The sequence below is a fragment of the Acinetobacter sp. YH12063 genome (assembly GCF_013419715.1).
Lineage (GTDB): Bacteria > Pseudomonadota > Gammaproteobacteria > Pseudomonadales > Moraxellaceae > Acinetobacter > Acinetobacter amyesii.
On record NZ_VOZO01000009.1, the window covers coordinates 23,484 to 36,450 of the forward strand.

Consider the following 12,967-nt stretch of genomic DNA (forward strand, 5'->3'; position numbering starts at 1 on the left):
AAGTTAAAAAATTGTGTGCCCAACCACCCTTTGACAGTTGAGCAATACCATTAATGCTTTTCGCTAGCCATACTCATATATACGATAGTCAACATCATGAAAATGAATGCTTGTAACGTAATAACAAGAATATGGAAGATCGCCCAAGGCACAGACAACGCCCACTGGATCCAGAACGGTAGTAATGCGATCAAGATGAAGATCAACTCACCCGCATACATGTTACCGAACAGTCGAAGAGCCAATGAGATTGGACGTGCAATAAAAGTTACTAATTCAAGAATAATGTTTACTGGAATAAGTAATGCTTTTAAAACTGGGTTACTTGGGTTAAATGGGTTAAGTGCAAATTCTGCACCGAATCCGACAAGACCTTTCTCACGGATACTATAGAAAATAGTTAACGCAAATACTGATAATGCCATACCCAAGGTAATGTTAGGATCAGTAGATGGAACGATTTTGAAGTAAACGTGGTGAGGATCCATACCAAACACGTTAGCACCGATCAATTGAGCTGTATAAGGAATCCAGTCAACAGGGATCAAGTCCATCAAGTTCATGAGGAAAATCCACACGAAGATGGTCAATGCTAACGGCGCGATTAAGCGCGATTTGCCATGGAAAGTGTCACGGACACTTGAGTCAACGAACTCGATAATCATTTCGATTGCAGACTGGAACTTGGTCGGAACACCAGAGTTTGCAGCTTTCGCTACAACCCAGAACAACAAACAGAAAACTATACCAAGGCCAATAGACCAACCCATTGAATCCAAGTGAATAGCAGTGAACCCCATCTCTTGAGCTTCTTTAGCAGTCTCAGCTAACTTCCAAGTACCATCTGGCATTTTGCCATAGGTCAAGTTAGTCAAGTGATGCTGAATGTACTCGGTCGAAGTAAGGGCATGTTCTTCAGCAGCCATAAATCACACCTGGTCAATGTCAAAACTAATAGAGAAAACGAATATCGCGTGCTGCCTGATATCTCGTTACTCTCCAAAAAACTTTTCAATTTTTTGTTGTGTTTATACTCGTTTTTTTAAGCGTGTTGCCCAAAAAGGAGCGACCCACGACATACTTTGTACGAGCATAAAACCACAAAACAATGCCACCGCTGACAACGGTTTGACATTGATCAAAATCAAAATGAATCCAACAATCACGATTGCAAACTTGCCCATTAAGCCACGATACATGTTTGACAGCACCTGTTTAGAGGCGCGGGCACCAGCCGCACGAAACGACTGCCATGAAAAGTAGCTACTTGCTAGCCAGCATACCAACGCACCCAAAGCTGCACTATATGCTGTGATTGTGTCTTTAAGGACCCAACCAATCAGGGCTGAAACAGGAATCATTACTGCTTGTAAGATGACTAAAGCTTTCGCTAATCGTCGATCAATCATGCGACTAGTTCGACTCATTTTTGTTCACTCACAGCAATTCTGCTTGACAAGTTTAACTGATGATTATTTTTAATCGCAGGCATTATAGAGTTACACCCCTTAACTTGCAATCTTTTCCCGACCTTAGTCGTGTTTTTTTAAATTGGTAAACTGCTTTCAAACTAATCAATAGTTGTTTGTTTTTTACATTACTTTCGCGCATTTAGTGTGCATTTCAGGGTTTTATCAGCCAACATCTTCCATGCTGTTACAAAATCCCCTGCCCCACTCATGGTTTCGTCCACCGGCTGAAAGACGATGCCACCGAGCTTTTGATACTGATTTTGGCTGGCATGAGCTTCTGCAAGTAAGCATACTTTTGGCTGCGCGCGATGGTCTTTCAGGTATTTGATTTGTGCCAATGTCGGTGCGACATGTGGATCATCGGTCAACGCACCGGTAAATTTCAAATTCAGTGAGCGCTCAAGATATTGATAGGCATCGTGGTAGGACCAGTAAGGCTGAGCACGGCTCGACACATCAGTTTTTTGTGCTGTGACCAAGAGTTTCTGCGCAAATGCACGCGCATTGGCCCAATATTTTTCACGATGTTCTGGAAACTGTTGTGAACGTAAAGCAGCAATAAAAAAGCCGATTCGAACCGCATTGTTTGGTTCAAGCCAGACATGGGTATCGATTGTGCCTTTTAATGCATTGCCACGGACATCCCGTAATGGCAAAGCACTGATAATGCCTGAGTCTAAAATAGCGATACTTTTGCCACTTTCACCTAACATTTTTGCCAATGGCGCTTCGTGCGCTTGGCCTAGCCATAAAACGAGATTGGCATCTTGCACGGTTTTACGGTGCGCAGGCGTCAAACTCACATCATGTCCAGATTGATGGTCAAGCAATAGTTTTGGCTGCTCTACACCCTTGAGTACATCCTTCGCGATTAGATAAATCGGTTGTGTAGAAACAACGAGGCCTTGCGCCCAGCTCATCACACTGAATAAAGCCAAACTACAAAAAAGAAATACACGGGACATGGGGAGAGAGCACCATAAAATGAATAGTGTTATAATATAACAAAATCGTAAAAAAACCTACGTCTGTTCGTAAGTCCTTACGCTTCATGTTAAGATTTAAAGTCTTTTTCTTTATACAGTTTCGTACTCGAGGTTGGCTATGAGCGCATGTTCACACGAACATCATAATGCTTTGCATGGTGTACACGATCATCATAATGTCGAACAGCGCCTTGCTGAAGCTGAGAGTCTCTGTAGTGCGACGGGTGCTCGACTTACGCCCTTGCGTAAAGAAGTATTGGAACTGATCTTGAACGCAACGAGACCAATGGGTGCTTATGACCTTTTGGCTAAAATCAAAAGTGAGTCTGACCGACCTGCAGCGCCACCGACGGTATACCGTACGCTGGATTTTCTGCTTGAAAAAGGTTTGATTCACCGTCTAACGTCGATTAATGCTTACATCCCGTGTTGTCATCCGCGCGAAGGACATCAAGCCGCATTCCTGATTTGCACCGATTGTAAAATAGTCAAAGAAGCATCTGCTCAAGGCTTGATGGCGCAACTCGATGAATTGTCTGCATCCGATGGCTTTTCTGCACATCACAGTATTATTGAAATTTCAGGGATCTGTCAGCAGTGCCGCAGCAAACACTAAATATGAAGCCCATTGTGGCTTTAGAGCATGTTCATGTCCGAATCGATGAACGTGACATTTTAAAAAATGTAGATTTCGCCTTACACGAAAAAGAAATTGTCACCTTGATTGGTCCTAACGGTGCAGGCAAATCCACGCTCATCAAAGTGTTATTGGGTATTGTAAAACCTGTATCTGGTAAAGTGATCAGCATACAAAAATTAAAATTCTCATATGTGCCACAAAAATTTAATCCATCACACAGCTTACCGCTACGTGTGTGTGATTTATTGGCCCTAGAAAAATGTGATGCCAATATCAAGCAAGAAATTATTCGTGATACAGGCATTGCCAAGTTACAACAATCTAAAGTTCAGCAATTGTCGGGCGGCGAACGTCAACGCGTTCTGATTGCACGGGCTTTATTGCGTCAACCGAATGTATTGGTTCTGGATGAACCTATGCAAGGTCTGGATATCCAGTCTGAAGCGGAACTGTATGACTACGTGCGTAGCTTGCCAGAAAAATATGGCTGTGCAGTTTTGATGGTTTCTCATGATTTACAATGGGTCATGCAAGGCACGCACCGTGTGGTTTGCCTGAACAAACATATTTGTTGCAGTGGCTTGCCTGAAAATGTACAGCAACATCCTGAATATCAAGCGATCTTTGGAACAAATCGTGTGTTCTATCAACACCATCATGATCACTGTGCGCATGGCGATAGTGCAACGCCTTGCCAGCACGACTCTCGTCCCCATATTCACCCTGAACCGGAAGCATAATCCATGATGGAATGGCTACAACTCCTTTTGCCAGCATGGATCATGGGCACTTTGCTGGTGTTCCTGACTGCGCCGCTTGGCTGTTTAATGTTATGGCGTCGCATGTCATTTTTTGCGGACACCATGGCACATGGCACTTTACTCGGTGTCGCCATTGCCGGTGCGATGAGTCTACCGCTTTGGACAGGCGTTACATTGATTGCGCTCTTATTGGTTGCAATCTTATGGGTGTTACACGACCCTCGCTTGCCCAATGACGCCTTGCTCGCGCTATGTTCAGCAACACTCCTGTGCTCTGGCTTACTCTTCATACAACATTTGCCCAGCTTAAGACCTGAATTACTCAGCTATTTATTTGGTGATTTACTCACCATTTCTTGGTCAGATTTGCCTGTCTTTGCAATGGTGATCATTGTGGCACTGACCGTGCTGTATAAAAGTTGGCAATCGCAGATTCAGATTGCCATTGACCCCGATATTGCGGTCAGTGAAGGTGTCAGCGCTAAATGGCAACGTCTAATTTTTATGTTATTACTGGCATTATTTACCGTATTGGCTTTACGTGCTGTCGGCTCATTGCTGATGGGTGCATTGTTAGTGATTCCTGCATTAACCGCTCGTTTATTGGCGAATTCACCGAAGCAAATGGTGCTGTGGTCTTTCATCATTGCCCAAGTCGGTGTGACCGTGGGGTTATGGTCAAGTGCTGGTTTAAACACCTCTACAGGACTGACCATTGTATTAACTATGGCGCTGCTCTTTGCCCTAATTTTTATTATGCAAAAATTTAAGAAAGTGGCTTAAGTAGCAACGTTCATTGTTCAATTCGCGACATATCAAAAAAAAGCCATGCAGTTGCATGGCTTTTTTTGCACGTCAAATACGATACTCAGAATCATCTCACTGGATTTATTGATGCACCAAACTCAATAAGCTCGCCGCACAAGCAAATAATACCGCAAAAGCTCGATTCAAATATTTTTGTTGTTTGGGTGATTTTAACAACCGCAGCACTTTTGCAGCGAGACCGGTATACCCCGCCATGACAATCAAATCGATGCTAATCATTGTTGCAGCCATGATGACATATTGAATCCATTGGGGTTTGGATAAATCTAAAAACTGCGGCAAAACCGCCAACAAAAATACAATCGCTTTAGGGTTGCTCATATTGACCAAAAAGCCATGTACAACTAATTTTAAACGTGATTTATTTGGTAAATCTTGTTGGATTTCAATTGACTCTGTTGGCGCTGTCCACTGTAAATAAGCCAAATACAATAAATAGCCCACACCAAACCATTTCACGATCAGAAAAGCCCATGGTGTCGTCGCAAATAAGAACCCTGCCCCAGCTGCAACAATGACTATCTGAACCAAAAGTGCCAATTGCAGGCCGATGGCATTCCAATACCCATGCTTAAACCCATAATTCAAACCACTCGACATAGACGCAATTGCACCTGCACCTGGGGAAACACTAATCACCCAACATGCCAACATATATGCAATCCAGATTTGATAGGACATCATTAGCTCAAGTTTGAAATGGGTCTGTATTATATGACATTTACTCTATTTTCATGACAATAATGCACGCTAAAAGGCCAAATGAAGGCTACACTCTCAGCGCTGCTTAAGGCACAATACACACAGCCACTCAGAAATTATAATTTTTAGGAGCCATGAATGTCTGCTCAATCTGTAATTTTGCCATTACCCTCAGATCATGCTCGTTTTATTGTTTTACGTTTAAAAGATTTAACGATTAGCGAATTAAAAGAACAACTTGAAGACTTACTTAATACTCGTGATCGTCTGATTACCCAACATCCAAATGCACAGATTAAAACGGCTGTGGCTTTTGGACCAGAACTTTGGGCACAACTTTACAGTCAATCCCCGGCAGGCTTTAAACAACTTGATCCAATTCAAGGTTCATTTAACATGCCTGTAGCCCCAGCAGATGTATTTATCCATATTGCAGCACAGCGTACAGATATTTGCTTTGCGCTGAGCCAAGCATTCTTTGATGGTATTCAAGATAAAGTTGACGTACTGGATGAACGTGTGTGCTTCCGCAATTTTGATGGCCGTGATTTAACCGGCTTTATTGACGGAACTGAAAATCCGCAATTTCCAGATGATCGTGCTGAAACAGCTTTACTTTCTGAAGAAGCAGGCATTTTTGCAGATGGTTCTTTTGTGTTTGCGCAGCGATATGCACACAACTTAGATAAATGGAAAAAGTTAAAGGTAGATGCTCAGGAACACGTCATTGGGCGTACCAAACTTGAATCGATTGAGTTGGATGAAGACGAACAACCTGAAAACTCACATGTATCACGTACAGTTGTTGAAGATGACGAAGGTGAAGAACTCGCAATTCTGCGTCATTCGTTGCCTTATGGTGATGGCCGCGGTGACCAAGGTTTGTTTTTTATTGCTTATACCCATGACCTCAGCATTATCGACAGCATGCTAGTACGTATGTTTGGCACCAGTGGTGACGGCATTCACGACCGCTTACTTCACTTTGTTACGCCAATGGACGGAGCGTATTACTTTGCACCGAGTGAAGAGTTGCTGGAAGAAGTTTTGGAAGGTTAAATAAATAAAGCCGACGAGAGTCGGCTTATTTATACTTAATCTTCCCAACAATACATATGACATCAGTAAAATGATACATGGAATCAGCTGAATAAACATTTTTACAATAAACAGTGGCAGGCTTGTCATATTTAATTTTTAATTTATTTCCCATGTAATTTAATTGTATTTTATTTACATTATGAAAACTCTCATCTTCACTATAAATATAAACATTCTCAGGCTTACTTAAGCTGATAATATCATATTTATATCTTTTATTATTTTCATCGACGCTGCTAGTTAATTTAATTTCCCCATGAAATTCATATTTTGATGCCGCATTAGCTTGAAAACTAAACAATAACATAATGAACAAAATTAATTTTATCATAAGATACTTCTCAATTAAATTCCTCAGAATTTATTAAATTTCCCGTTGAATCCCACTCATTCCACAAACCAATTTTTTGACCGTTTTTGTATTGACCATCATAAATAAAAATATCAGGATTAATTGTATATTTTTCATAACATCGACCATTTTCTTCCCCTAAAACATAGAAACATTCCCCTACTAATATTCCATCGCCGTTCCAATTTTTGACGAACCCATCCAACTCACCATTTTTGTATATCATTTGCTCTTTCAAAATACCATTTTCATACCATGATTCCCATAAGCCATTTTCAATATTATTTCTATAATTAGTAACAGCCATTTTGCTACCTGATTCATACCATAAGGTACGCTCACCTTCTCTAGGATAATAACCATTATGCTTACTTTCATTGAACACATAATCTTTTTGACCATTAACAAGCCAATAAGGGCTTGATAGTTTATGCCCTGATATATAAAAATCTTGAACTAAATAGCGTTTATCAGATTCATTTTTTAAAATTTTTCTAAAATATTTTGCATTTTTCTTATCTACGGTAACCTGTCCGCTATCCTCAGCATCTGCCATATAAAGACTAATTTTACTATCTTTATAAGTACTATCTTTTTTGCTTTGTATCAGACGTTTATCATCATTTGTATCATTGGATTCCGCTGAGCAAGCCAGAACAAATATTACAAGACCAATAACTAAAATTCTGATTTTAGAAATTATAAATATCATACTTATCTTGTCCCGCTTCCGGTCTTAACAGTTTTTAAGCCTAGTAACATATATACTTCATCTACAGTTATTTTTTTCTCCAATTTTTGTGTCTTTGCATATTCATGATAGGCTTTTGGCACATAGAATCGAAAAGATGAAATTTTTCTATCAACAATAGTAATCTGATCATCTTGATTACCCCCTATCATAAGAAATCTACCATCTGTTTTATCTAAACTATAAACAAAAGCAACATGCCCAGTACCACTAGTAGCCTCCGATGAAGCACCTTCAAAGGTAGGTATCGTTGCTAATGCACCAAAAATAGGTTTGTCAATTTTTACAAAATTTTGAGTATCCCGTCTGAAGCTTAAGGCACTTACTGTATCTTTTGACTTAGTATATTTAGCTTCTTGGAGACAGTAATTTGCAAATGATGCACACCACGCTTGATCTGTTCCCACAAGTGTCTTAATCCCACCCCAACCAACTAATTTATGATAGTTATCTGTTTTAGTTATAACTCCTTCCTTTTTACCATACCATTGCTTTAATTCTCGCAATACTATTGCCATCCATGGAGCTTCTTTGTTATTTAAGGGAATAATAGCCAGGCCTTCGCCCGTGCCTTCTTTACTTCTTGCATTATCAACCTGACCATTTGTATTAGTGAATAAATTTTCAGCTTGATTCATTATTGATGTAGCCAGTGAATTACTTGAAGACTCCTTAGTGTTATTACCAAACTGAGAAACACTGGATGTGTTCTTATTAGGAACTTTTACATTGTCACCTACTTTTATGAGGCTTCTATCTTTAATTTGAGGGTTTAACTGTAAAAATTCATTTTCAGAAATTTTAAATTGTTTACATATTTTAAAAACTGAATCATTAGGTTTAATTTTATATGTTTCAAATTGTGATTTTGAATCTGCTAACGAGTTCTTACCTGCATATCCACCAATAGTTAATATTTGACCAGTAAAAATCTGATTTGGATTTTCTAAGTAATTCCATTCTTGAATTTGATGTGCAGTAACACGAAATCTTTTTGAAATTTTACTTAAATTATCTCCACTGACGACTTTATATTCGAATTTTTTATTATCTGTCTTTAATATCCCATTTTGAGGCATTAATTCAGCTGAATATTTTATTGTATTGTTAATTAAATGAACAGCTTGTGACTCTAATGAAGTTACAACCTCACCAATAACTTTTTCCACACCATCCATTATAGACGAAAAAGTGATTATCTCTCCAGACTTAGAATGAGGTAGGAGGGGTAAAGTTCCATTACTATTTGTACTTAACTCTTTTTTTCGACCATTTATTGTTGCTGTTATTTTTTGATCACTTAATGGCTTCGAGCCATCTGAAACACTAACAGCAGTTGTATAAACCCAATTTTCTTTCCTAGTATTTAAATTACCATTAAATCCCTCTTTCTCTTGCATGGCATCCATTAGCTTCTCAAGCAAAGTATCGTTTAAGCTTGAAAGCTTCGTACTCCGTTGAATAGATGTTTTTTTTACAAGAAATTCTATATATGCTTCCGTATTATTTTCATTTGGAGGAGCATAAATATATATTGCTTCTTTTAAAGAGTATTCATTATATTTTCTTCTTAACAATGCTTTTTTTTCATTTCTTCCAGCAATATAACTGTCAAAAATTACAAATTTTCCACTTTTAGTATCACCAATTCCAATTTGTCCTGGATATGGCCCACTAGATTTTGGTCTCATATTTCCAGGATTATTAAACCGCCATGCGATTGTTCCACCACTTCTTAGCAATACATTCCCATTATCACTTAGATATTGAACCGTCAATGTATTCTTATCATGAGATGCTTTTATAAATTTTGACATATTAAACCTGCTTATTATTAATTATTAGTTCAATCATTTCAGATTCAATGAAAACATTGCTATCTTGAGAATCATTAATTTTTGGAAATAAATTAATTCCAGCTTCATTATCGCTAATCGAACTATCAATAGAGGTTATTTTCTCGACATCAATTTTCCAGTTTTCTTCACCAATAATTAATTCAACTTCATCAGCACTATCACTATAAATTCTTGGCAATTTTGATCCAGAAATAATTCCTGCAAATAATTCTTTTCCATTATTTTTATTAATTATTTTGTATTTTTGATCAATTAATCCCATTAAATCGAAATTCATATCACTACCATAAGGAGCAAATCTAATACTGTATTTACTTTTATCCAATTTTGGTAATTCCAGATTGTTTAAGTTTACTTTCTCTCCTAGAGTAAACAAATGCTGCCCCGCTTTACTCTCAAACTTGCCGCCTGTTGTTGTAAATATTCCGCTGCTATTAATTTTCAGTTGCGAGCCCCCTGCGGTCAGCACGATTTCTTTAGGACTGGTAATTTCAATTTTATCTTCCGTTGAAATGAGCTTAATCACCTTTCGTGCAATTGCTTCAATAGCATCATCTTGGGCTTGTAATTCAACTTTCCCTTTTGCGGCATAAGCACTCAGGCCCTTTTGAGCCGCAAACAGACTGATTTTGTCTTGTGCATGACCGACAATATTCTTTTGAGCACTGAAATTAATCGAACCTTGCGCACTTTCTGCAATATCCTGCGAGGCTTGTAAAACAATATCTTCCGGTGTAGTGAGTGCAATACCATTAGGTGATGCAAGCAACATCAACGCTTGGCGGAATAATTTGCCTTGTTCTTGTTTTGTTGCTGTATTGGATTTCTCTAAACCTTGCGCATAGCCTTCCATAAAGCCTTGTACTTTTTCTAATGCTTTTATGGGTGTCATCGCTGGTGGCAAACCAAAACCACCATTATTCAACAAATCATCAGGGTTAAATTTGATGTCTTCGATCAATTTACCCACATCTTTTAATGCTTTTAATGGATCTTCTTTTAGGTTACTTTTCAGACTTGCGACTCTCCCCTGAATCACATCTTTACCATTTTCTTCAATATGATCTATGACAGACTTTAAGTTATCAAAGGCATCTTCGGCATCATTAAAGAATGCTTTAAATTCTTTTACTGTACTTTTGACATCATGTGCGATTGAGCCCATTTCTTTGACAAAACTTTTGCAGTTTTTTAACGCTGCCAATGGGTCTCGACTTAGCTCCTCCTTGAACAAATTTAAAGTCGCTTTGACACCTTCAGTAGTACTTTTGATTTCTAAAGAGTTTATTAACTTCGGCAAACGATTAATCACATTTAATGCATCGGTCTGTTGCTTTACGGCTAAACCGCTCAGCATATTCATGCTCTGATGCCCTTGATTTAAAAGAGACTGAGCTTCAGCAGCAGCAAGATGATCGGCAACTGCTTTATCCTGCGCATAGGTACTAATGAGTAAACCTTTACCTGCACGCATTGCTCCCCAAGCATCCGTTCGCAGCTCAAAACCCTCACCACGGCCATGGCTACTGTCTTGTTCTTTAGGATGGCTGAGATTACCTAAATTCAGCTGTGTCGCTGCATGACTACTTTGTAATTGGGTACTGATCTGCCCCGTCGTGTCATCAAAGCGCAGTTGGTTAAAGCCTGCTCCCGCAACTTCTTGCGAGCGGATACCACTGAGTTTTTTGGTTTCAGGAAGCTGACCTTTGAGGTCAAACATGGTCTGAGATCGTTCAGCTTCATGTATTCGTCCTACTACAAAGGGTCGATCCACATCGCCCTCAAAAAAGTCGATGACCACAATCTCGCCAATACGAGGATGAAAACGTGCGCCATAACCTTCTCCCGCCCATGGGGTCAGTACATCGACCCAAGCCGAGTCACTGTCATTATCATTACTCCCTGCTCCACCATCATGACTGTGGTCATCACTGCGGGTGAACGTAAACCGAACTTTGATACGCCCCCAAGCATCGACATAAATACTTTCACCTTCTGGACCGACCACTTTAGCCCGCTGTGGAAACGCAGGTGGCCGGTGTAATAAAGGATCATATTCAGGCACCACGGAAATTTGCCGACGGACCACATATAGGTCATTGGCCTGCCGTTCATCCCCTAAAGATAGCCAACGGCTCGCCGCAAGTAACTTTTCTAATTGAACCAAAATATCTTTGGGTAAATTATTCTGGTTATAAAATGCTTTGCCCAATATGAGAAATTCACGATCTGTCGTTTGATGTTGATCGATTTCAGGATGATTTTCTAATTCAAACCAATACCCAACTTGTGCATCCCTTACGCTACTGCTGGCGGTAAAATATTTGGCTTGTAATTCCTGATATTGATTGAGTTGCCGATTCAACTGATCCAATTGCTGTGTATTTGAAGTGGTCGCCTGATCTGCACCTTTAAGATCAGCTGTCCAAGCCGAACTTACGGTCCAAGCCTGCTCTAAACTTAAGGTTTCATTGTGCTGTTGCTCACTCTGTGCATGGGCGCTTAAGAGCGGATTACTTTGGTCTTGTGCCAAATGTTGAGCTTGCCAACGCTGCGTTTGAATTGTGGTCGATTGTAAAAAGCGTTCTGCCACAAAACTGGTGATTGTGTCCAAACGTTCCGTGGCATGACTACGATGAAAGCGAATCTTTTTCCGTTCCAAAGCACTATAAGCCTGATTCGTATCAATTAAACGCAGCTGCTGTGCTTGCATCGGTGCAGCCGAAAATGCGACAAATAACTCCGCTTCATCAATTAACCAATTGATCCCTTCGCTGCGCCAAAGGCGAGTCAGAAATTCGTAGTCACTCTCATTGGCTTGCATAGTAAATGGACGTACATCATAAGTACGTGCCAGCCCCTCTAAGTTCAGACTTAAACTGGCAGCAAACAGCGCACTTTTTTTCTGCCATTCACTAAAAATAATCTCGGTTATCTCCCGTACCGATTTGTTCATAAAGACACGGCTGTTACGACGCTTATGCCAGAGTGCTGTCGCATCCTCAATCACCAGTTTATAAACGGTCAGTGCACCATCACTTTGACCTTGGCTAGCCCCAGTAATCACACCAGTCAGGCGACTGAGTTGTCCCAAATCTGTCACTTGATCGACAGCCACTCGGCCGCCTATAAACTGCTTTAAAGCCAGATGAGCATTGGTCGAGAGACAAATAATTTCCGCACGAAAGCCTTGATTAATACGGTGTTGACCTTCAATCCGTTGAATAAAAACTTCAGAATTTAGATGTTCATTTGAGAAATGAATGTGTAGCGCACGTTTCTGTACGCTAAAGCCAAAGTTTTCCACCATGGCGTGAATATTTTTAAGCATTGTTATTATGTATTTAATTTTTTTTAATGACGGCATTTTAGGAAATGTTTATTTTTTCGTCTACCCTATTTTGCAAATAATTTGTTGAATTCTTCTTTTTGGCTTTTACATCACTTTAGGATTCAAGTGAATAGGAACGTCAATACTGGATCAATTTTGCTGATCTAACTTTTCGCAGCCGCTG

General features: G+C 39.7%; 12 protein-coding genes. 4 read left to right on the forward strand and 8 right to left on the reverse strand.

Features of this window, described 5'->3' with window-relative positions; all coding sequences use genetic code 11:
- Nucleotides 1-50: 50 nt before the first annotated feature.
- The 3 genes from atpB to FTU12_RS11075 all read right to left on the reverse strand — a co-directional run bounded on the left by atpB (nt 51) and on the right by FTU12_RS11075 (nt 2,437).
- Nucleotides 51-926: a F0F1 ATP synthase subunit A gene (gene atpB, locus FTU12_RS11065; RefSeq protein ID WP_078191478.1), complete on the reverse strand. Its 876-nt coding sequence runs from the start codon at nt 924-926 to the stop codon at nt 51-53.
- 102 nt (nt 927-1,028) lie between these two features.
- Nucleotides 1,029-1,427 (reverse strand): ATP synthase subunit I, encoded by a 399-nt coding sequence (locus tag FTU12_RS11070; RefSeq protein WP_078194025.1) that lies wholly within the window; start codon nt 1,425-1,427, stop codon nt 1,029-1,031.
- Nucleotides 1,428-1,597: 170 nt separating this feature from the next.
- On the reverse strand, nt 1,598-2,437 hold the full coding sequence (locus tag FTU12_RS11075; protein ID WP_180114365.1) for a metal ABC transporter solute-binding protein, Zn/Mn family: 840 nt from the start codon (nt 2,435-2,437) through the stop codon (nt 1,598-1,600).
- A gap of 139 nt (nt 2,438-2,576) precedes the next feature.
- Here FTU12_RS11075 and FTU12_RS11080 point away from each other — a divergent pair, with 139 nt between their 5' ends.
- The 3 genes from FTU12_RS11080 to znuB are packed head-to-tail and all read left to right on the forward strand — an operon-like array spanning nt 2,577 to nt 4,642.
- The gene (locus tag FTU12_RS11080) at nt 2,577-3,074 is read left to right on the forward strand and encodes a transcriptional repressor (RefSeq protein ID WP_180114366.1); all 498 of its coding nucleotides are present in this window, start codon (nt 2,577-2,579) and stop codon (nt 3,072-3,074) included.
- 2 nt (nt 3,075-3,076) lie between these two features.
- Nucleotides 3,077-3,838 carry a zinc ABC transporter ATP-binding protein ZnuC gene (gene znuC / locus FTU12_RS11085; protein WP_373684161.1) on the forward strand — a complete coding sequence of 254 codons (762 nt, stop codon included), beginning with the start codon at nt 3,077-3,079 and terminating at the stop codon, nt 3,836-3,838.
- Nucleotides 3,839-3,841: 3 nt separating this feature from the next.
- The gene (gene znuB, locus FTU12_RS11090) at nt 3,842-4,642 is read left to right on the forward strand and encodes a zinc ABC transporter permease subunit ZnuB (protein WP_180009577.1); all 801 of its coding nucleotides are present in this window, start codon (nt 3,842-3,844) and stop codon (nt 4,640-4,642) included.
- Nucleotides 4,643-4,747: 105 nt separating this feature from the next.
- Here znuB and FTU12_RS11095 read toward each other — a convergent pair whose 3' ends face one another.
- Nucleotides 4,748-5,368, reverse strand: coding sequence for a LysE family transporter (locus FTU12_RS11095; RefSeq protein ID WP_180005346.1), 621 nt, complete (start codon nt 5,366-5,368; stop codon nt 4,748-4,750).
- Between the two features lie 159 nt (nt 5,369-5,527).
- On the opposite strand from FTU12_RS11095, the gene FTU12_RS11100 reads away from it, so the two are divergent.
- A complete protein-coding gene (locus FTU12_RS11100; RefSeq protein ID WP_180114367.1) occupies nt 5,528-6,448 on the forward strand; it encodes a Dyp-type peroxidase in 921 nt (306 codons plus the stop codon).
- A gap of 25 nt (nt 6,449-6,473) precedes the next feature.
- Here the strand turns inward: FTU12_RS11100 and FTU12_RS11105 are convergent, their stop codons facing one another.
- From FTU12_RS11105 to FTU12_RS11120, 4 genes are read right to left on the reverse strand one after another with little or no spacing between them, the layout of a single operon-like run.
- Nucleotides 6,474-6,821 (reverse strand): hypothetical protein, encoded by a 348-nt coding sequence (locus tag FTU12_RS11105; protein ID WP_180024706.1) that lies wholly within the window; start codon nt 6,819-6,821, stop codon nt 6,474-6,476.
- 10 nt (nt 6,822-6,831) lie between these two features.
- The gene (locus FTU12_RS11110) at nt 6,832-7,554 is read right to left on the reverse strand and encodes a toxin-antitoxin system YwqK family antitoxin (protein ID WP_180114368.1); all 723 of its coding nucleotides are present in this window, start codon (nt 7,552-7,554) and stop codon (nt 6,832-6,834) included.
- A gap of 2 nt (nt 7,555-7,556) precedes the next feature.
- Nucleotides 7,557-9,410: a TIGR02594 family protein gene (locus tag FTU12_RS11115; protein ID WP_180114369.1), complete on the reverse strand. Its 1,854-nt coding sequence runs from the start codon at nt 9,408-9,410 to the stop codon at nt 7,557-7,559.
- Nucleotide 9,411: 1 nt separating this feature from the next.
- A complete protein-coding gene (locus tag FTU12_RS11120; protein WP_180114370.1) occupies nt 9,412-12,783 on the reverse strand; it encodes a type VI secretion system Vgr family protein in 3,372 nt (1,123 codons plus the stop codon).
- Nucleotides 12,784-12,967 lie beyond the last annotated feature (184 nt).

Coding starts and splice junctions, on each gene's coding strand:
- atpB (WP_078191478.1), bottom strand. CDS start 926: ATGGCTGCTGAAGAACATGCCCTTACTTCGACCGAGTACATTCAGCAT.
- FTU12_RS11070 (WP_078194025.1), bottom strand. CDS start 1,427: ATGAGTCGAACTAGTCGCATGATTGATCGACGATTAGCGAAAGCTTTA.
- FTU12_RS11075 (WP_180114365.1), bottom strand. CDS start 2,437: ATGTCCCGTGTATTTCTTTTTTGTAGTTTGGCTTTATTCAGTGTGATG.
- FTU12_RS11080 (WP_180114366.1), top strand. CDS start 2,577: ATGAGCGCATGTTCACACGAACATCATAATGCTTTGCATGGTGTACAC.
- znuC (WP_373684161.1), top strand. CDS start 3,077: ATGAAGCCCATTGTGGCTTTAGAGCATGTTCATGTCCGAATCGATGAA.
- znuB (WP_180009577.1), top strand. CDS start 3,842: ATGATGGAATGGCTACAACTCCTTTTGCCAGCATGGATCATGGGCACT.
- FTU12_RS11095 (WP_180005346.1), bottom strand. CDS start 5,368: ATGTCCTATCAAATCTGGATTGCATATATGTTGGCATGTTGGGTGATT.
- FTU12_RS11100 (WP_180114367.1), top strand. CDS start 5,528: ATGTCTGCTCAATCTGTAATTTTGCCATTACCCTCAGATCATGCTCGT.
- FTU12_RS11105 (WP_180024706.1), bottom strand. CDS start 6,821: ATGATAAAATTAATTTTGTTCATTATGTTATTGTTTAGTTTTCAAGCT.
- FTU12_RS11110 (WP_180114368.1), bottom strand. CDS start 7,554: ATGATATTTATAATTTCTAAAATCAGAATTTTAGTTATTGGTCTTGTA.
- FTU12_RS11115 (WP_180114369.1), bottom strand. CDS start 9,410: ATGTCAAAATTTATAAAAGCATCTCATGATAAGAATACATTGACGGTT.
- FTU12_RS11120 (WP_180114370.1), bottom strand. CDS start 12,783: ATGCTTAAAAATATTCACGCCATGGTGGAAAACTTTGGCTTTAGCGTA.